General features: G+C 60.8%; 19 protein-coding genes. 9 read left to right on the forward strand and 10 right to left on the reverse strand.

Annotated features, from left to right (window positions below):
• Positions 1-35: 35 nt before the first annotated feature.
• Positions 36-872: a CvfB family protein gene (locus ACZ445_RS22135; RefSeq protein ID WP_017134857.1), complete on the reverse strand. Its 837-nt coding sequence runs from the start codon at positions 870-872 to the stop codon at positions 36-38.
• Between the two features lie 323 nt (positions 873-1,195).
• Between ACZ445_RS22135 and ACZ445_RS22140 the strand changes: the two genes are divergently transcribed.
• From ACZ445_RS22140 to ACZ445_RS22150, 3 genes are all read left to right on the forward strand, one after another.
• The gene (locus ACZ445_RS22140) at positions 1,196-1,375 is read left to right on the forward strand and encodes a hypothetical protein (RefSeq protein WP_003193095.1); all 180 of its coding nucleotides are present in this window, start codon (positions 1,196-1,198) and stop codon (positions 1,373-1,375) included.
• A 196-nt stretch (positions 1,376-1,571) separates the two neighbouring features.
• Positions 1,572-2,294: a TorF family putative porin gene (locus ACZ445_RS22145; RefSeq protein ID WP_058425349.1), complete on the forward strand. Its 723-nt coding sequence runs from the start codon at positions 1,572-1,574 to the stop codon at positions 2,292-2,294.
• A gap of 65 nt (positions 2,295-2,359) precedes the next feature.
• Complete coding sequence (locus ACZ445_RS22150; protein WP_058425350.1) at positions 2,360-3,226, forward strand: DUF6279 family lipoprotein; 867 nt, start codon at positions 2,360-2,362, stop codon at positions 3,224-3,226.
• Here ACZ445_RS22150 and copD read toward each other — a convergent pair.
• The 5 genes from copD to ACZ445_RS22175 form a co-directional block, all read right to left on the reverse strand.
• Complete coding sequence (copD, locus tag ACZ445_RS22155) at positions 3,223-4,077, reverse strand: copper homeostasis membrane protein CopD (RefSeq protein WP_058425351.1); 855 nt, start codon at positions 4,075-4,077, stop codon at positions 3,223-3,225. The genes ACZ445_RS22150 and copD overlap by 4 nt on opposite strands.
• A complete protein-coding gene (copC, locus tag ACZ445_RS22160; protein ID WP_081049272.1) occupies positions 4,074-4,448 on the reverse strand; it encodes a copper homeostasis periplasmic binding protein CopC in 375 nt (124 codons plus the stop codon). Before copC ends, copD begins: the two co-directional genes overlap by 4 nt.
• Positions 4,449-4,501: 53 nt before the next feature.
• Positions 4,502-5,317: a copper resistance protein B gene (locus tag ACZ445_RS22165; protein ID WP_058425353.1), complete on the reverse strand. Its 816-nt coding sequence runs from the start codon at positions 5,315-5,317 to the stop codon at positions 4,502-4,504.
• A 10-nt stretch (positions 5,318-5,327) separates the two neighbouring features.
• A complete protein-coding gene (locus ACZ445_RS22170) occupies positions 5,328-7,025 on the reverse strand; it encodes a copper resistance system multicopper oxidase (RefSeq protein ID WP_058425354.1) in 1,698 nt (565 codons plus the stop codon).
• A 127-nt stretch (positions 7,026-7,152) separates the two neighbouring features.
• Positions 7,153-7,542, reverse strand: a complete 390-nt coding sequence (locus ACZ445_RS22175; RefSeq protein ID WP_015885270.1) for a hypothetical protein — start codon at positions 7,540-7,542, stop codon at positions 7,153-7,155.
• Between the two features lie 154 nt (positions 7,543-7,696).
• Between ACZ445_RS22175 and ACZ445_RS22180 the strand changes: the two genes are divergently transcribed.
• Positions 7,697-7,972 carry a hypothetical protein gene (locus ACZ445_RS22180; RefSeq protein WP_058425355.1) on the forward strand — a complete coding sequence of 92 codons (276 nt, stop codon included), beginning with the start codon at positions 7,697-7,699 and terminating at the stop codon, positions 7,970-7,972.
• 50 nt (positions 7,973-8,022) lie between these two features.
• Here the strand turns inward: ACZ445_RS22180 and ACZ445_RS22185 are convergent, their stop codons facing one another.
• A complete protein-coding gene (locus tag ACZ445_RS22185) occupies positions 8,023-9,369 on the reverse strand; it encodes a DEAD/DEAH box helicase (protein ID WP_025855790.1) in 1,347 nt (448 codons plus the stop codon).
• A gap of 193 nt (positions 9,370-9,562) precedes the next feature.
• Here ACZ445_RS22185 and ACZ445_RS22190 point away from each other — a divergent pair, with 193 nt between their 5' ends.
• Positions 9,563-10,861 carry a mechanosensitive ion channel family protein gene (locus ACZ445_RS22190; RefSeq protein ID WP_058425356.1) on the forward strand — a complete coding sequence of 433 codons (1,299 nt, stop codon included), beginning with the start codon at positions 9,563-9,565 and terminating at the stop codon, positions 10,859-10,861.
• 19 nt (positions 10,862-10,880) lie between these two features.
• Here the strand turns inward: ACZ445_RS22190 and ACZ445_RS22195 are convergent, their stop codons facing one another.
• The 3 genes from ACZ445_RS22195 to ACZ445_RS22205 all read right to left on the reverse strand — a co-directional run bounded on the left by ACZ445_RS22195 (position 10,881) and on the right by ACZ445_RS22205 (position 13,003).
• Positions 10,881-11,747 carry a carboxylate/amino acid/amine transporter gene (locus tag ACZ445_RS22195; protein ID WP_058425357.1) on the reverse strand — a complete coding sequence of 289 codons (867 nt, stop codon included), beginning with the start codon at positions 11,745-11,747 and terminating at the stop codon, positions 10,881-10,883.
• Between the two features lie 202 nt (positions 11,748-11,949).
• On the reverse strand, positions 11,950-12,549 hold the full coding sequence (locus tag ACZ445_RS22200) for an FMN-dependent NADH-azoreductase (RefSeq protein WP_179030089.1): 600 nt from the start codon (positions 12,547-12,549) through the stop codon (positions 11,950-11,952).
• Positions 12,550-12,688: 139 nt separating this feature from the next.
• Positions 12,689-13,003 (reverse strand): hypothetical protein, encoded by a 315-nt coding sequence (locus ACZ445_RS22205; RefSeq protein ID WP_058425359.1) that lies wholly within the window; start codon positions 13,001-13,003, stop codon positions 12,689-12,691.
• A gap of 49 nt (positions 13,004-13,052) precedes the next feature.
• Here ACZ445_RS22205 and ACZ445_RS22210 point away from each other — a divergent pair, with 49 nt between their 5' ends.
• From ACZ445_RS22210 to ACZ445_RS22225, 4 genes are all read left to right on the forward strand, one after another.
• Positions 13,053-13,976 (forward strand): LysR family transcriptional regulator, encoded by a 924-nt coding sequence (locus tag ACZ445_RS22210; protein WP_058425360.1) that lies wholly within the window; start codon positions 13,053-13,055, stop codon positions 13,974-13,976.
• Between the two features lie 14 nt (positions 13,977-13,990).
• Positions 13,991-14,794 (forward strand): alpha/beta fold hydrolase, encoded by an 804-nt coding sequence (locus tag ACZ445_RS22215; protein ID WP_179040592.1) that lies wholly within the window; start codon positions 13,991-13,993, stop codon positions 14,792-14,794.
• Between the two features lie 3 nt (positions 14,795-14,797).
• Positions 14,798-15,361 carry a peptidylprolyl isomerase gene (locus ACZ445_RS22220; RefSeq protein ID WP_058425362.1) on the forward strand — a complete coding sequence of 188 codons (564 nt, stop codon included), beginning with the start codon at positions 14,798-14,800 and terminating at the stop codon, positions 15,359-15,361.
• A gap of 85 nt (positions 15,362-15,446) precedes the next feature.
• A complete protein-coding gene (locus ACZ445_RS22225; RefSeq protein WP_058425363.1) occupies positions 15,447-17,279 on the forward strand; it encodes an ABC transporter ATP-binding protein in 1,833 nt (610 codons plus the stop codon).
• The last annotated feature ends 172 nt before the right edge of the window (positions 17,280-17,451 follow it).

The raw sequence follows: 17,451 nt of genomic DNA on the forward strand, positions 1-17,451 counted from the left end.
ACGCCAATGGGCGCCTACAGAAGAGCAAAACGCACTCAGCTTAGTTCAATACGATCCGCATGAATCACAATCTGGCCCTGCTTATACAGCGCACCGATGGCCTTCTTGAAGTTGCCCTTGCTCACGCCGAACAAGTTGCTGATCACCGCCGGGTCGCTCTTGTCGCTGACTGGCAACGTGCCGTTGTTTTCACGCAACTTGGCAAGGATCTTCGAGTTCAGGCTGGACGCCGCTTCCTGGCCGACCGGTTGCAGGCTCAGGCTGATGTTGCCGTCGGCGCGGATCTCTTTGATAAAGCCTTTTTCTTCCTTGCCCGGGCGCAGGAACTTGAACACTTCGTTCTTGTGGATCAGGCCCCAGTGCTTGTTGTTGATGATCGCCTTGAAGCCCATGTCCGTGGCTTCGGCCACCAGCAGGTCGACTTCCTGGCCCACCTGGTAGTTGGCCGGTGTCTTGTCCAGGTAGCGATCCAGGCGCGCGGTGGCGGTGATGCGCTTGGTGTGCTTGTCGAGGTAGACATGCACCACGCAGTATTCACCGGCGGTCAGTTGGCGCTTTTCTTCCGAATACGGCAGCAACAGATCCTTGGGCAACCCCCAGTCGAGGAACACGCCAATACTGTTGACTTCCACCACTTTCAAACTGGCGAACTCACCGACTTGAACTTTTGGTTTTTCAGTGGTGGCGATAAGTTTGTCATCGCTGTCCAGATAAATGAAAACGTTAAGCCAGTCTTCATCTTCACTGGGAATATCTTTGGGGATATACCGATTGGGCAAGAGGATTTCGCCATCTTGCGCACCGTCCAGGTACAAACCAAAGTTAGTGTGTTTAACCACTTGCAAGCTGTTGTAGCGCCCGACTAAAGCCATGTCCAATACCCTCATTACGTGGGCGGCATTCTACCCGAGTTGCGCTCGCCACGCGCGCGCGCCTGAAAAATCGCGGGCTGGCGTGGCCTTCCAATGGCAGTGCCCCGCTCGTCAGATCAATCGGCTGAATTTTCCATGGTTGGCAAGCGCCACCCTCCCTCATGGTTTCGAGTTAAAACAGTAAGTTAGGGGCTTATTGATAAGATGAACTTCGGCGATTTCCGGCCGCCGTACTTATTCTCAGGGGATATTTACCAAGCAATTGTCAAGTATTTCCTGTACGATGCCTGGCCAAGTTAATTTTCTACAGGTTAGTGGCCGCCATGCGCGTAAAAGCATCCAACAGCAAAGCAAAGCCAGCTCCCGCCGTTGAAACCAGCGAGTCGATCAACAGCCAGATTGCGGCTTTCCTCAAGTCCGGTGGCGAAATCCAGCAAATTGCCAAGGGCGTAAGCGGCCAGACTTTCGGCCCATCCAAGCAGATCAGCCTGGGTAAAAAGTAATACCGCGCAACATCCCTGGTCCCTAAGCGTCTTGACTCTCAAGGCGCTAGGACTAGAGCCCGAAATACCCCTTCTATACCTCTAATCGACGAACGGGCCTCACCGCCTGGCATTCGCCGGTATGCTTGCACACGTCTAGCACGGGCATCTGCCCGATTTTTTCCGTCACTGCTCCTCGCTTTTCATGGAGTGAAGCATGTTCAAACCCTGCATATTCCTGGTCTTTGCCCTGGTTGCCAGCCCTCTCGCCGAAGCGCAGATCTTCCAGCGCGAATTGGGCGATTTCGACCTGAAATTGGGCACCACGCCTAGCCGCAGCATGGCCCAGGGCCTGGTCAAGCCAACGTCCCCCGGTAGCGACTCGTTCCATGGCGGGCTGGACCTGAGCCACGACAGTGGCCTGTACTTCGGCCAGTTCTCACCGAACATGGGCTTGTCTTCGTCCAGCAACCTCGAAGTCGATTCGTACATGGGTTTCAAACACCCCTTCGACCAGACCCTGGGCTACGAAGTGGGCCTGATCCACTACAGCTACCCCAAGCTCAGCCCCCTCGACAGCCAGGAGTTCTACGGCGGTCTGAACCTGTTGGGCAACCGCTTCGGCGCATCCTTCAGCAACGACCCGGACCGCCAGGACAGCACCCTGTTCGCCGACCTTGGGGGCACACAGCCATTTGGCATTGGCGTCAGCATGAAATACACCACTCATCAATTGGGCACCCCGGTGTCGGTGGAAGGCGGTTCCATCCGCAGCTTCAGCGACTGGTCGGTGCAATTCTCCCGGGAATGGATGGGGGTCGACTTGAACCTGATCTACAGCGACTCCAGCCTCAGCGGCGGGGATTGCTCGGCCTATTCCGGACACAATTCGCAATGCGATGGTCTGTTGACGCTGAAGGCCGCACGGTCGTTCTATTGATGGGCTGAACTGTCGCACCCTGCGCGGGTTCACATGTGATAACCCACTTCGCGAAGGACCCGCCCATGCTGCGTCGGCTCAAACTACTGGTGCTATTGCTGACCCTGAGCCTGGTGCTCGCCGGCTGCAATCGCGTGGGCCTGGCCTACCGCAATCTGGACGTGATCATCCCCTGGACCCTCAACGACTACCTGGACATGAACGCCGGGCAGAAGAGCTGGTTCAACGACACCCTCAAGCAGCACCTGGCCTGGCACTGCACCACGCAATTACCGGGTTACCTGGATTGGCTTGACCGCCTGCAGCGGATGGCCGACGACAACCAGGTCACCGACGCCGCCTTGCAGGCCCGTACGGTCGAGGCCAAGCAGGCCATCGACGAAATCGCCCACGAGATCACCCCCTCCGCCATCCAACTGCTTCAAGGCCTGGATGATCAGCAAGTCAAGGACATGAGCGACGCGCTGGCCAAGGACTTGCGCAAGCGCCAGGACGAATACCTCAAGCCGCCCCTGGCCCAGCAGATCAAGGAACGCGCCGAGCGCATGAGCAAGCGCCTGGACGCCTGGATCGGCCCGCTCAGCGCCAGCCAGCAGAACCGCGTGACCGCGTGGTCCATCGCCCTCGGCGAGCAGAACCGGGAATGGATCGGCAATCGCGCCCGCTGGCAGGCGCAATTTATCGAGGCCGTGCAACAGCGCCGCAGTGCCGATTTCCCGCAGAAGATCCAGCAGTTACTGGTGGACCGTGAAAGCCTGTGGACCCCGGAATACAGAGCGGCCTACGCCCAGACCGAAGCGGCGGCGCGCAGCCTGATTGTCGATGTGATGGCCGAAAGTACGCTGCAACAACGGCAGAAACTCACCCAGAAAATCGACAAGGTGCGCAGTGATTTCCAGGCACTTAAATGCTTGAAGAGCGCGCAGTCCTAACCGGGCGCCAGCGTCCCCAGCCAAGCCACCAGCGCCAGGATCAGCACCACTGCGACAAACTCCAGCGCAATGCTACGGCGCAGCGCTTTGTTTGCCACAGTAACGTCGCCCGCTGCCAGGGCACGTTGCAGCAACGGCGTGAAGTGCGAGCGATTGAGCGCCGCGAGCCCCAGCATCAAACCGAACAGGCCCAACTTGAAACACAACAGGAGCGCGTAGGTGCCGCCGGTGATGCCATCGAGATTCGGCCCGACCACGAACAGATAATTCGCCACGCCCGTGCCGATCAGCACCGCCACGAACACCGCGCCCATCCGCCCGAAACTTGCCAGCACACGCGCCAACCTATGGAGTGCCGGCAAAGACCTACTCCTCAGCGCTAACCCGAACGCAGCGAGTGCGCCGACCCACCCCGCCGCCGCCAGCAGATGCGCACTGTCGCTGAGGACATGCCACAGCCCCAGCGTGCCCTCATGCATCACGCCATGCCCTGCCCACGCCAGTGTCACCAGCGCGATCGCGCCGAACAACGGGGCCAGTCGGGTATGGAGGGCGACCAGCACCAGCGCCACCAGCCGCAGGCACCAGGTCCAACCCAGCTCGGTCTGCCAGAGCATCATCTGCAGGTGCGGCCATAGCGTTATCCAATCTTCAGCGCCGCTCATGGCCTGGGTCATGGACAGCAGCGACGCACTCGAAAGCAGTACACCCAGGCACGCTGTCAGTCGCAACAGCGGCTGCAGATTCAATAAGCGGCGGTCGCCATAAAGGCCAAACAACCCCAGGCCAAACACCAGCATCAAGTCCAGATAAAGCGCAAAACGCAGGAATATCGAGACCGCCTCACTCATGGCTGGACGCTGAACATCACATTACCGAGGACCGGGTGGGTATCGGACGACACCGCGCGCCAGTCCACCCGATAAGTACCCGCCGTCAGCGCGGAGGCCGGCTTGATCAGCATCACCTTGGGATCGGTACTGGCCGCGACACTGGCCTTCACCGGCATCGGCGAGTGGGACATGCCGGGCATCTCGGGCATGGTCAGCTTGGCGCCGGAAAACTGCGTCAGCAGGTTTTCCGAAAATCGCAGTTCGATCACGGCCGGTGGCGCCCCCTTGGCCCCATCCGATGGTGTAGACGACAGCAGCTTCGGATGAGCCGATACCGCCAGGCTAGTGATCAGTCCGGCGCACAGCACAGTAGTTTTCAACAAGGACACGCAAGGCTCCAGGCCGCTCATGGCGGCGAGTGAGTTATAGGATGGGTAAACCGTCAGAACCACATTCGCACACCGACGGCCCAGCGCCATTGGCTGATGTCTTCGCCTTCATCCCGGGCGTATTGCGCGGTCTGGCCGTAGCGGCGGTTCCAACTGACGCCCACATAGGGCGCGAATTCACGGCGCACTTCGTAACGCAACCTCAAACCCAACTCACTGTCCGACAGGCCCGAGCCGACGCCGCGCTGCGGATCGTTGCGTCCATAGAAGTTAAGTTCAGCAGTCGGCTGCAGGATCAGCTGGTTGGTCAGCAGGATGTCGTAGTCGCCTTCCAGGCGAGCAGCGGTACGACCCGCCTCACCGACAAACAACGTGGCTTCGGCTTCGAAGTTGTACAGCGCCATGCCCTGGGCGCCGAACGCCGCCCAGGTCTGGCCGTCGCCTGGCTTGAAGTCCTGGCGCACGCCGCCCACCAGGTCCCACCAGGGGCTGATGGCATGCCCCCACAGGGTCTGGACTTCGGCGCTTTCGGTGCGACCGGCAGTGCGCTCGCCTTCGCTGCGTAGCCACAGGCGATCGATATCGCCGCCGACCCAGCCTTTGATATCCCAGTTCAGCGCGCCAGCGCCGTCGCCGCCCTGCCATTCCAACTGGTTGATCAGCAGCAAAGAATTGATGCCACTGTCGTGAACCCTGTGCCCACCGGGGGCTTTGTAAACCGCCGCGCGATCAGCATCGGTCAGGGCAGGGATCGGTGTCCGGCTCTCGGTGAGCGCCGGTGTCGCCGGGCTCATGCCCTGGAACTCGTCGGCCTGCGCCAGCGGAGCGAGCACCAGCCCGAAGAAGGTCAATAAAACACGATGACTCATGCTTGCGTCCTTATTCATGCACGCGCACCTCACGGAACATGCCCATTTCCATGTGGTACAGCAGATGGCAGTGATAGGCCCAACGCCCCAGCGCATCGGCGGTTACGCGGTAGCTGCGGCGCGAGCCCGGCGGCATGTCGATGGTGTGCTTGCGCACCTGGAACTGGCCGTTTTCATCCTCCAGATCACTCCACAAGCCATGCAGATGAATGGGATGGCTCATCATGGTGTCGTTGACCAGCACCAGCCGGACCCGCTCGCCATACGTGAGTTGCAAGGGTGCGGCATCGGAGAACTTCACGCCATTGAACGACCAGGCGAACTTCTCCATGTGCCCGGTGAGGTGCAACTCAAGGGTGCGGCTGGGGTCGCGACCGTCAGGGTCTTCGAACGTACTGCGCAGGTCGGCGTAAGTGAGTACACGGCGGCCATTGTTGCGCAGGCCAATACCAGGGTCGTCGAGTTTGGGTACCGGGCTCATGGCCTGCATATCCACCAGCGGGTTGTCTTGCTCGCTGGCCGGATGGGCCTGCATCGACATGGCGCTGTGATCCATGCCCGGCATATCCGCCATGGCGCCGTGATTCATGCCGCCCATGCCCATGTCGTCCATGGTGATCCAGGGGCGCGGGTCCAGCGCCGGCACCGGCGCGGTTGCCCCAGCTTGCAGGGCCAGCGTGCCGCGGGCGTAGCCGCTGCGGTCCATCGACTGCGCAAACAGGGTGTAGGCGGCTGCAGTAGGTTCGACCAGCACATCGAAGGTCTCCGCCACGGCAATGCGGAACTCATCGACACTCACCGGCTGCACCGGCTGGCCATCGGCGGCGATCACCGTCATTTTCAGCCCCGGGATGCGCACATCGAAATAGCTCATCGCCGAGCCGTTGATGAAGCGCAGGCGCAGGGTCTCGCCCGCACGGAACAGGCCGGTCCAGTTGTGCTCGGGCGGCTGGCCGTTGAGCAGGTAGGTGTAGGTCTCGCCGCTGACGTCGGCCAGGTCGGTGGGGTTCATCTTCATTTGTGCCCACATCAGACGGTCGGCAGCCGTGGCTGACCAGCCCTGCTGGCCCACATCCCGGATAAAGTCGCCCACGGTGGGCTTGTGCTGGTTGTAGTAGTCGGACTGCTTCTTGAGAGTTTTCATCAAGGCGACTGGGTCTTCGTCGGTCCAGTCCGATAGCATCACCACGTAGTCACGCTGGTAAGTGAACGTCTCGGGCTCCCTCGGTTCGATCACCAGCGGGCCATACACGCCCTGTTGTTCCTGAAACCCCGAGTGGCTGTGGTACCAGTAGGTGCCGTGCTGCTTGAGCGTGAACTGGTAGACAAACACCCCACCCGGCTCGATACCCTTGAAGCTCAAGCCGGGCACGCCGTCCATGGTCGACGGCAGCAGAATGCCGTGCCAGTGGATCGACGTCGGCTCGGCCAGGCGGTTCTTCACGCGCACGGTGACCGTGTCGCCTTCGCGCCAGCGCAGCAAAGGGCCAGGCAGGCTGCCGTTGATGGTCAGCGCGGTGCGGTTGCGACCGGTGAGGTTGACCGGCGTCTGGTCAATGAACAGATCAAATTCGGTGCCCGCCAGCACGGTGGGTTGGCCAGGACTGGTGAGCGCCCAGACCGGGCTGCGCCAGAGCCCGAATCCGCCGAGCAAGCCGCTGACAGCCAGGCCTTTGACGAAGGTACGTCGGGTGGTTGTGGAGTGCATGCCGATTCAATTCCATGAGTTGAATGGCAGCAGATTAGGCACGGCCGGCTGTCAGCCAGCTTAGCGGCAGATTACCGATCTGACAGTTTCGCCCCGGCTTTGCGACAGTGCCGGGGCGTGATGGGGATCACGCGATCTGCGCCTTGGAGGCCACCTCGGCAAAGGTCGCCGGGTCCAGCGCATCCGCCTGTTCGTCGAGTACCTGGCGCGGGTGGTCATTGCCCGGAATCGAGCTGTCGATCAGCGCCAAAAGCTGCGCGCCCAGCGGGGTGAGGATGAAATTCTCACCATTTCCGCCCTCTTCTTCGGGACGCGACTCAATAAAGCCACGCTTGAACAGCAGCGCTTCATAATCGGCAGCAGTCTTTTTCAGCGCGTCCAGATTGCCAGTGGACTCGCCCGCCGTGGCCTTTTCGGCCGCTTCCTGCTCGGCATATTTGCGCGGGGCGAAGCTGCCTTCGCCGTTCTGCACTTCGTGCAGCAGACGTTCGATCAGATCCCAGTTGTAAGTCGTCATCCTGATTCCTCCTGCAGGCGGGTGGAAAGTAGCCTGTCTAGAGGTGTGACACGCCCTGTCCGCCGCCGTTCAGCTCAATAGACAGACGTCATTTCTCTGAACTTTCCAGACGTTCGCGGCCTCAACACCTCATAACCACCAAGGAGGTGTGCCCATGAAAACCCTGATGAACCTGGCCGTCGCGGCCGCGTTGGTGAGCGCCCTGCCCGCCTGGGCCTGTACGCCCGACGAAGCCACTACCAAGCGCGAGCAACTGGCCCAGGAAGTGGCCAAACTGACGGAACAGAACCCGACCATGGCCAAGGAGATGAACGACGAGCTGCAGAAGATGGACCTGGATACAGAAAGCGCGGAGTTCCCCGACAAATGTCAATTGATCGACGCCCGGCTCAAGGAACTCAAGGAAGCCGCCGCCAAAGCCAAAAACTGAGGCCATAAAAAAACCGGACAATCGTCCGGTTTTTTCACATCACCCAAGCCTTACTCGGCAGCCGGGGCTTCCGGCTTGCGACGCTTGAGCGGTGCCATGCCGTCCTTGCTGACGAGCGACAGGTTGTCGGTCTTCGGCCGGTTGGCGATCTTGCGCTTGGTCGGCGACTTGGCGCCGGTTTTCTTCTTGTCGCCCTTGGCGTCGGTCTTTTTCTTCTTCACACCAACGGCCTTGCCCGATGCCTTGACCTTCTTCGGCCCGGTGTAGGTGCCTTTGACTTCCTTGATGGTGCGGCGCTCGAACGACTGCTTGAGGTAGCGCTCGATGCTCGACATCAAGTTCCAATCGCCGTGGCAGATCAGCGAGATGGCCAGGCCATCATTGCCGGCACGCCCGGTACGGCCGATACGGTGCACATATTCGTCGCCGCTGCGGGGCATGTCGAAGTTGATCACCAGGTCCAGGCCATCCACGTCCAGGCCGCGTGCGGCAACGTCGGTGGCCACCAGGATCTTCACGCCGCCGGCCTTGAGGCGGTCGATGGCCAGCTTGCGGTCCTTCTGGTCTTTCTCGCCGTGCAGCACGAACGCCTTGTATTCCTGGGCCACCAGGCGGCCGTAGATGCGGTCGGCGGCGGCGCGGGTGTTGGTGAACACAATGGCTTTCTGATAGGTCTCGTTGGCCAGCAGCCAATTGAGGATCTGTTCTTTGTGCACGTTGTGGTCGGCGGTGACGATCTGCTGGCGCGTGGTGGCGTTCAGGTCGCTGACGTTGTTGACCTGCAGGTGCTCAGGGTTGTTCAGCACCTTGGCGACCATCTCGCGCAGGGTGGAACCGCCGGTGGTGGCGGAGAACAGCATGGTCTGCTGGCGGTTGACGCATTCGCCCACCAGGCGCTGCACGTCGTCGGCAAAGCCCATGTCGAGCATGCGGTCGGCTTCGTCCAGCACCAGCACTTCGACTTCCTTGAGGTCCAGGTTGCCGGCGTTGAGTTGCTCGATCATGCGGCCCGGGGTGCCGATCAGGATATCCGGCACCTTGCGCAGCATGGCGGCCTGGACCTTGAAGTCTTCACCGCCGGTAATGATGCCGGACTTGATGAAGGTGAACTGCGAGAAGCGCTCCACTTCCTTCAACGTCTGCTGCGCCAGCTCGCGGGTCGGCAGCAGGATCAGGGTCTTGATGCTGACACGCACTTTGGCCGGGCCGATCAGGCGGTTCAGTACAGGCAGGACGAAAGCGGCGGTCTTGCCACTCCCGGTTTGAGCTGTCACCCGCAGGTCACGCCCTTCGAGCGCGAGCGGGATGGCCGCTGCTTGCACAGGCGTAGGCTCGACAAATTTAAGCTCGGCCACGGCTTTGAGCAGGCGTTCGTGCAGGGCGAATTGGGAAAACACGGGTGCTACCTCGAAGAAATACAAAAAATCAGCTGCATAGGTTACCGGTTTCGGGCGCCCAAACCGAGTTTCTTTACGTGAACGGTGCTATTAAGCCGCTTTTTTGTCAGGGCATTTGTCCATGACGTCAACTTTGTTGCACTTAAATGCTCTAATCGCCCCGTCTTGTCCCACAGAAGAATCGGTTTCACCCATGGATATCAAACAGCTCTGGCTCAACGCCCAGGACCTCTGGGGCGCCCTCGATGAACACCCGCTGCTGCACGCCAGCCTCGGCTTGCTGGTGTTGCTGGTGGTCGCCCTGGTGCTCGGACGCGTGGCGCGCTACCTCATCCTTCACGCCGTCAAACTACTTGGCCGGCAACCGTCTCTGCACTGGCTCAACGACCTGCGGCACAACAAAGTCTTCCATCGCCTGGCCCAGATGACGCCATCACTGGTGATCCAGTTCGGCCTGTACCTGGTGCCGGACCTGAGCAAGACCGCCATCCTGTTCATCGGCAACGTGGCCCTGGCGCTGAGCATCCTGTTCCTGGTGCTGTCCATCAGCGCCCTGCTCAATGCCTTGCTGGACATCTACGCCCGCACCGAACATGCGCGTACCCGCTCGATCAAGGGCTATGTGCAGTTGGCGAAGATGGTGCTGTTCGTGTTTGGCGCGATCATTATCGTCGCCACCTTGATCGACCGTTCACCGCTGTTATTGCTTTCGGGTCTCGGTGCGATGTCGGCGGTGATCCTGTTGGTGTACAAGGACACGCTGCTGTCGTTCGTCGCCAGCGTGCAATTGACCAGCAACGACATGCTGCGGGTCGGCGACTGGATCGAGATGCCTCAGGTCGGCGCAGACGGTGATGTAGTCGATATCACCCTGCATACGGTCAAAGTGCAGAACTTCGACAAGACCATCGTCTCCATCCCCACCTGGCGCCTGATGTCCGAGTCGTTCAAGAACTGGCGCGGCATGCAGGCCTCCGGCGGGCGCCGCATCAAGCGCAGCCTGTTCATCGACGCCAGCGGCGTGCGGTTCCTGCGCGACGACGAAGAACTGCGCATGACCCAGGTGCACCTGCTCACTGACTACATCGGGCGCAAACAGGCCGAACTCAAGGCCTGGAACGAAGCCCAGGGGCACAGCGCGCAACTGTCGGCCAACCGCCGTCGCATGACCAACCTCGGCACCTTCCGCGCCTATGCCCTGGCCTACCTGAAAAGCCACCCGGACATCCAACCGAACATGACCTGCATGGTGCGCCAGATGCAGACCACCGCCCAAGGCGTGCCGCTGGAGATCTACTGCTTCACCCGCACCACGGCGTGGGCGGATTACGAGCGAATCCAGGGGGATATCTTTGATTACCTGCTGGCGGTGTTGCCGGAGTTTGGCTTGAGTTTGTATCAGCAGCCGAGTGGTAATGACTTACGTACTGGGCTGCTACCGGCCTTGCTCGGCGCCAGTCATTTGCCAACGCAGGAAAACAAATCTGCCTGACACGAGTCCCACAAGGGGGTCAGCGCAGTATCGGCTGTTTGCGCCCCCCCAACCGACTGATCCACACCGCCCCCAGAATCACCAGCCCACCCAACGCCAACCGCCCCAGCGGTTCATGCTGGTTCCAGATCAGCAAATTCAACAGCAGCCCCACCGGCACATGCAGGTTGTTCATCACCGCCAGGGTGCCGCCCTGCACCAGGCAGGCGCCTTTATTCCACCAATACATGCCCAGCGCCGTACTGACCAGGCCGAGGAACACCAGCACGCCCCATTGCAGCGGCGCCTCCGGCAGAAAGTCGGCCTTGCCGAACAGCAGGAACGCCGGCAACACCACCAGCAATGCGCCGAGGTAGAAGTAACCGAAACGCCGGTAGTGCGGCAGATTGCTCGGGTAGCGCGCCACCAGGTGTTTGTACATCACTTGCCCGGCGGCATAGGTGAAGTTGGCCAGTTGCAGCAGCAGGAAGCCGCCAAGGAAGTGCGGGGTGATCTGGTCGAAGCGAATCACCGCGGCGCCCGCTACCGCCACCAGTGCGGCGACCAACGCCCAGGGGTTGAAGCGACGGTTGAGGGCGTCCTCGATAAGGGTCACGTGCAGCGGCGTGAGAATGGTGAACAGCAACACTTCCGGCACCGTGAGCACGCGAAAGCTCAGGTACAGGCACACGTAGGTCACGCCGAACTGCAATGCGCCGATCACCAGCATGCCGCGCATGAAGGCCGGCTCCACCGAGCGCCAGCGGGTCAGCGGGATGAACACCAGCCCGGCCAGCAGCACGCGCACCAGCACGGCGAAGTAGCTGTCGACGTGACCGGCGAGGTATTCGCCGATCAAGCTGAAGGAAAATGCCTGAATCAGGGTGACAACCAGTAAATAGCCCATGCGCGCCTCGTTTCGAATGGGCGGGACATTAAAGGTTTTCGACGGTTGAAGAAACTCGGGGCAAAAAAAACCCGACCTCGCTAAAGCGTCAGTCGGGCGGTAGCACTCAGGAGCAAAAGTGCAAAGGGAGGTTCGTTACGCGTACTTGAAGGGTTGGCGTGGAGCGATATAAACACTGCGCGATTATGTGACGATTAAAGGATCAAGCCACCTGAGCCAGCAGCGCTTTAGCGTGGTTGATGCCCTTTTCCTGGAAGTCCCCGCTCAGGTTCACCCCTTCGGCATGAATGAAGGTGACGTCGTGAATCCCGATGAAGGCCATGACCTGACGCAAGTACGGTTCCTGATGATCGGAGCTGGCGCCGGTGTGGATGCCGCCGCGAGCAGTCAGCACGATGGCGCGCTTGCCGGTCAGCAGGCCCTGGGGGCCGGTGGCGGTGTACTTGAAGGTCACACCGGCACGCAACACGTGGTCCAGCCAGGCTTTAAGGGTGCTGGGGATGGCGAAGTTGTACATCGGCGCGGCCATCACCAGGACATCGGCGGCGAGCAACTCATCGGTCAATGCGTTGGAACGATCCAGCGAAGCCTGTTCGTCGGCGTTGCGCTGATCCGCCGGCTTCATCCAGCCACCGAGCAGGTTGGCATCCAGGTGCGGGACCGGGTTGAGGGCCACGTCACGTACGGTGATCTGATCTGCCGGGTGGGCGGCCTGCCATTGGCTGATGAACTGTTGGGTCAGTTGGCGGGAAATCGAATCCTGCTGGCGAGCGCTGCTTTCGATGATCAGAACATTGGACATGGCGTTGTAGGCTCCATCTGTAATTGCTGTAAGTCGATGGAGTGAAGATTAAATCGAGCCAATTCGATTAAAAAGCGCAAAAAACTGCTATAACCCATCTATAAACTTGTTTATAGGCGGAGCATGCTCCGCTCTCGGGTTATTTCGGCGTGCAGGCCAGGGCGATACGCATCTTGATAATCGCGCGGTTGAACTTGACCGTGGTGTTGGTGCTTTTGCCCGCCGGCACCGTGACCGTACGGCGACGCGGCGATTCCGGGCCGTTGGTGAAGGTCACCGAGCACACAGCATCGTGGGTGCCGTAGTTATTGAGTTGGATCGAGCTGATATCGCCGTCCACGTCGGAGGCGGTGTAATCGATGCTCACACCGTCGATCTTCTTGGTCACGTCGATGGGGTAGGCAAACGCGCTCATCGGCAGCAGCGCCAGCAACACACAACAGAATTTTCTCATTCGGCAGTCTCCAATAAGGACAGCCAGCTTAGGACAAGAGGAGCCCATCTTGAAAGCGCCCCGCGTTACCCTCGATCAATGGCGCACGCTGCAAGCCGTAGTCGACCATGGCGGCTTCGCCCAGGCGGCCGAAGCACTGCACCGTTCGCAGTCTTCGGTGAGCTACACCGTGGCCCGCATGCAAGACCAGCTTGGCGTACCGCTGTTGCGCATCGACGGGCGCAAGGCGGTACTCACCGACGCCGGTGAAGTGCTGTTGCGTCGCTCCCGACAACTGGTGAAAAACGCCAGCCAGCTGGAAGACCTTGCCCACCACATGGAACAGGGCTGGGAAGCCGAAGTGCGCCTGGTGGTGGATGCGGCTTACCCCAATGCGCGTCTGGTTCGCGCCCTCACCGCATTCATGCCGCAAAGCCGTGGCTGCCGCGTGCGCCTGCGTGAAGAGGTGCTGTCGGGCGTAGAAGAGTTGCTGATGGAAGGCGTGGCCGACCTGGCGATCTGCGGGTTCAGCATACCCGGCTACCTCGGTACGGAAATGAGCGATGTGGAGTTTGTCGCCGTGGCCCACCCGGAGCATGCACTGCACCGCATGAACCGCGAGCTGAGCTTCCAGGACCTGGAAAGCCAGATGCAGGTGGTGATCCGCGACTCCGGCCGCCAGCAACCGCGCGATGTGGGTTGGCTCGGCGCCGAGCAGCGCTGGACCGTCGGCAGCCTGGCCACCGCCGCCGCCTTTGTCGGCAGCGGCCTGGGCTTTGCCTGGTTACCCCGGCACATGATCGAGCGCGAACTTGCCGAGGGCGTGCTCAAGCAACTGCCCCTGGAACAGGGCGGCAGCCGCCACCCCACGTTCTACCTGTATTCAAACAAGGACAAACCCTTGGGGCCTGCCACGCAGATCCTCGTGGAACTGCTGCGCACCTTTGATACCGCACCGCTGGACGCGCCTTTCGCCGCCCCCCGGCAAGCCTGAAACGGAGTTCGCCCATGGCCTGGTTCGACCATGAAGGATGCAGCCTGCACTACGAGGAATATGGTCACGGCACGCCACTGGTGCTGATCCACGGCCTGGGCTCCAGCAGCCAGGATTGGGAATTGCAGATCCCAGTACTGGCCCGGCATTACCGCCTGGTCGTGGTGGACGTGCGTGGTCACGGCCGCTCGGACAAACCGCGCGAACGCTACAGCATCCAGGGTTTTACCTACGACCTGATTGCCTTGTTCGAACACCTGGACCTGCCACCGGCCCACGTGGTGGGCTTGTCCATGGGCGGCATGATCGCTTTCCAACTGGCCGTGGACGAACCCGCGCGGGTCAAAAGCCTGTGCATCGTCAACAGCGCGCCCGAGGTCAAGGTGCGCAGTGCCGATGATTACTGGCAGTGGGCCAAGCGCTGGAGCCTGGCACGCTTGCTGAGCCTGTCCACGATCGGCAAGGCGCTGGGCGAGCGGCTCTTCCCCAAACCGCACCAGGCCGAGCTGCGCCGCAAGATGGCCGAGCGCTGGGCAAAGAACGACAAACGTGCTTATCTCGCCAGCTTCGATGCGATTGTGGGCTGGGGCGTGCAGGAACGACTTTCGCGGATCACCTGTCCAACCCTGGTCATCAGCGCCGACCACGACTACACCCCTGTGGCGCAGAAACAAAACTATGTAAAACTGCTGCCCGATGCGCGACTGGTGGTGATAGAAGATTCCCGCCATGCCACGCCCTTGGACCAACCCGAAGTCTTTAACGCAACCTTGCTCGATTTTCTAAAGACAGTCGAAACCACTAACCAGGATCACTGACCCATGCTGAAAAAAATCGCCTTCTTTGCCGGTTCTGTTCTGTTCGCCGCCAACCTGATGGCCGCCGAGCCCGCCAAGGCGCCCCACGTATTGATCACCACCACCAACGGCGACATCGAGATCGAACTGGATCCGGTCAAGGCGCCAATCAGCACCAAGAACTTCCTGGCCTACGTCGACAAGGGCTTCTACACCAACACGATTTTCCACCGTGTAATTCCGGGCTTCATGGTCCAGGGCGGCGGGTTCACCGCGCAGATGGCGCAGAAGCCGACCGACGCGCCAATCAAGAACGAAGCCAGCAACGGCCTGCATAACGTGCGTGGCACCTTGTCCATGGCGCGCACCAATGACCCGAATTCGGCCACCAGCCAATTCTTCATCAACGTCGCCGACAATGCGTTCCTCGACCCAGGCCGCGATGCCGGTTACGCCGTGTTCGCCAAAGTGGTCAAGGGCATGGATGTGGTCGACATCATCGTCAACTCCCAGACCACCACCAAGCAGGGCATGCAGAACGTGCCAATCGATCCTGTCCTGATCAAGTCGGCCAAGCGCATCGACTGATGCCTGGCAGGCAGCTCCGTGCGCAGCCCACAAGGCCGCGCGCGCATTTGTAAAAGGAGAGCCCGCACGGCGGGCGTCAAACTGAATGCTCTATCGTCGCTTTGAACAACTGATCGACATCTTCCGCGACGCCCCGAGCGCCGCCCCGCCTGATAAAGTCCTGCCTTTCTACCTCTACTACCTGCGCCAGGTTTGGCCGCATTTTGCTGCCTTGCTGGTGGTGGGTCTGATCGGTGCGCTGATCGAAGTGGCGCTGTTCAGCTACCTGAGTCGCATCATCGACCTGGCCCAGGGCACGCCACCGGCCAACTTCTTTCAGGTTCACAGCACCGAGCTGATCTGGATGGCCGTGGTCGCCCTGCTGCTGCGCCCCATCTTCGGCGCCCTGCATGACCTGCTGGTGCACCAGACCATCAGCCCCGGCATGACCAGCCTGATCCGCTGGCAGAACCACAGCTACGTGCTCAAGCAGAGCCTGAATTTCTTCCAGAACGACTTCGCCGGACGTATTGCCCAGCGCATCATGCAAACCGGCAACTCGCTGCGCGACTCCGCCGTGGCCGCGGTGGATGCGATCTGGCACGTGGCGATCTACGCCATCAGTTCCCTGGTGCTGTTTGCCGAGGCCGACTGGCGCCTGATGATCCCGCTGGTGACCTGGATCCTCTGCTACAGCCTGGCGCTGCGCTACTTTGTACCTAGGGTGAAGGAGCGCTCGGTGATTTCCTCCGAGGCGCGCTCCAAATTGATGGGCCGCATCGTCGACGGCTACACCAACATCACCACCTTGAAGCTGTTCGCCCATACCCGCTATGAGCAGGAGTACGCCAAGGAAGCGATCATCGAGCAGACCGAAAAAACCCAGTTGGCCAGCCGCGTGGTGACCAGCATGGACATCGTGATCACCACAATGAACGGCCTGCTGATCGTGACCACCACCGGCCTGGCGTTGTGGTTGTGGACGCAGTCGATGATTTCCGTTGGTGCGATTGCCCTGGCTACAGGCCTGGTAATCCGTATCGTCAACATGTCCGGCTGGATCATGTGGGTGGTCAACGGCATTTTCGAAAACATCGGCCAGGTGCAGGATGGCCTGAAGACCATCGCCCAGCCGCTGGCGGTGATCGACCGCGATAACGCCCCGCGCCTGAGCGTGCCCCGTGGCCAAGTGCGTTTTGAGCAGGTGGATTTCCATTACGGCAAGAAGAGCGGGATCATTGGCGGCCTCAACCTTGAGATCAAGGCCGGTGAAAAGATCGGCCTGATCGGCCCGTCCGGTGCGGGCAAGTCGACCCTGGTCAACCTGCTGCTGCGCCTGTACGACCTGCAAGGCGGGCGCATCCTGATCGACGGCCAGAACATCGCCGACGTCGCCCAGGAAAGCTTGCGCGAGCAGATCGGCATGATCACCCAGGACACGTCGCTGCTGCATCGCTCGATCCGCGACAACCTGCTGTACGGCAAACCGGACGCTACCGACGAAGAACTCTGGGCCGCCGTGCACAAGGCGCGCGCGGATGAGTTCATCCCCTTGCTGTCGGACTCCGAAGGCCGCACCGGGCTGGACGCGCACGTGGGTGAGCGCGGGGTGAAACTCTCCGGCGGGCAGCGTCAACGTATCGCCATCGCCCGCGTACTGCTCAAGGATGCGCCGATCCTGATCATGGACGAAGCCACCTCAGCGCTGGACTCGGAAGTGGAAGCGGCGATCCAGGAAAGCCTGGAAACCCTGATGCAGGGCAAGACCGTGATCGCGATCGCCCACCGCTTGTCGACCATTGCGCGGATGGACCGCCTGGTGGTGCTGGAGAAAGGCCAGATCGCCGAGAGCGGCAGCCATGCCGAACTGCTGGCCCATGGTGGGTTGTATGCGCGGTTGTGGCAGCACCAGACCGGCGGCTTCGTCGGTATCGACTGACCCTTCCAAACCCTTAACAATCCAACCTGTGGGAGGGGGCTTGCCCCCGATAGCGGCAGATCAGTCACCGGATACAGCGACTGATATTCCGCCATCGGGGCAAGCCCCCTCCCACTTCAGAGCCCTGGATTTGTGCCATAACCGTGCTGTACTCACAGCAGTGCCCAGACGG

This window comes from Pseudomonas allii (assembly GCF_055380095.1).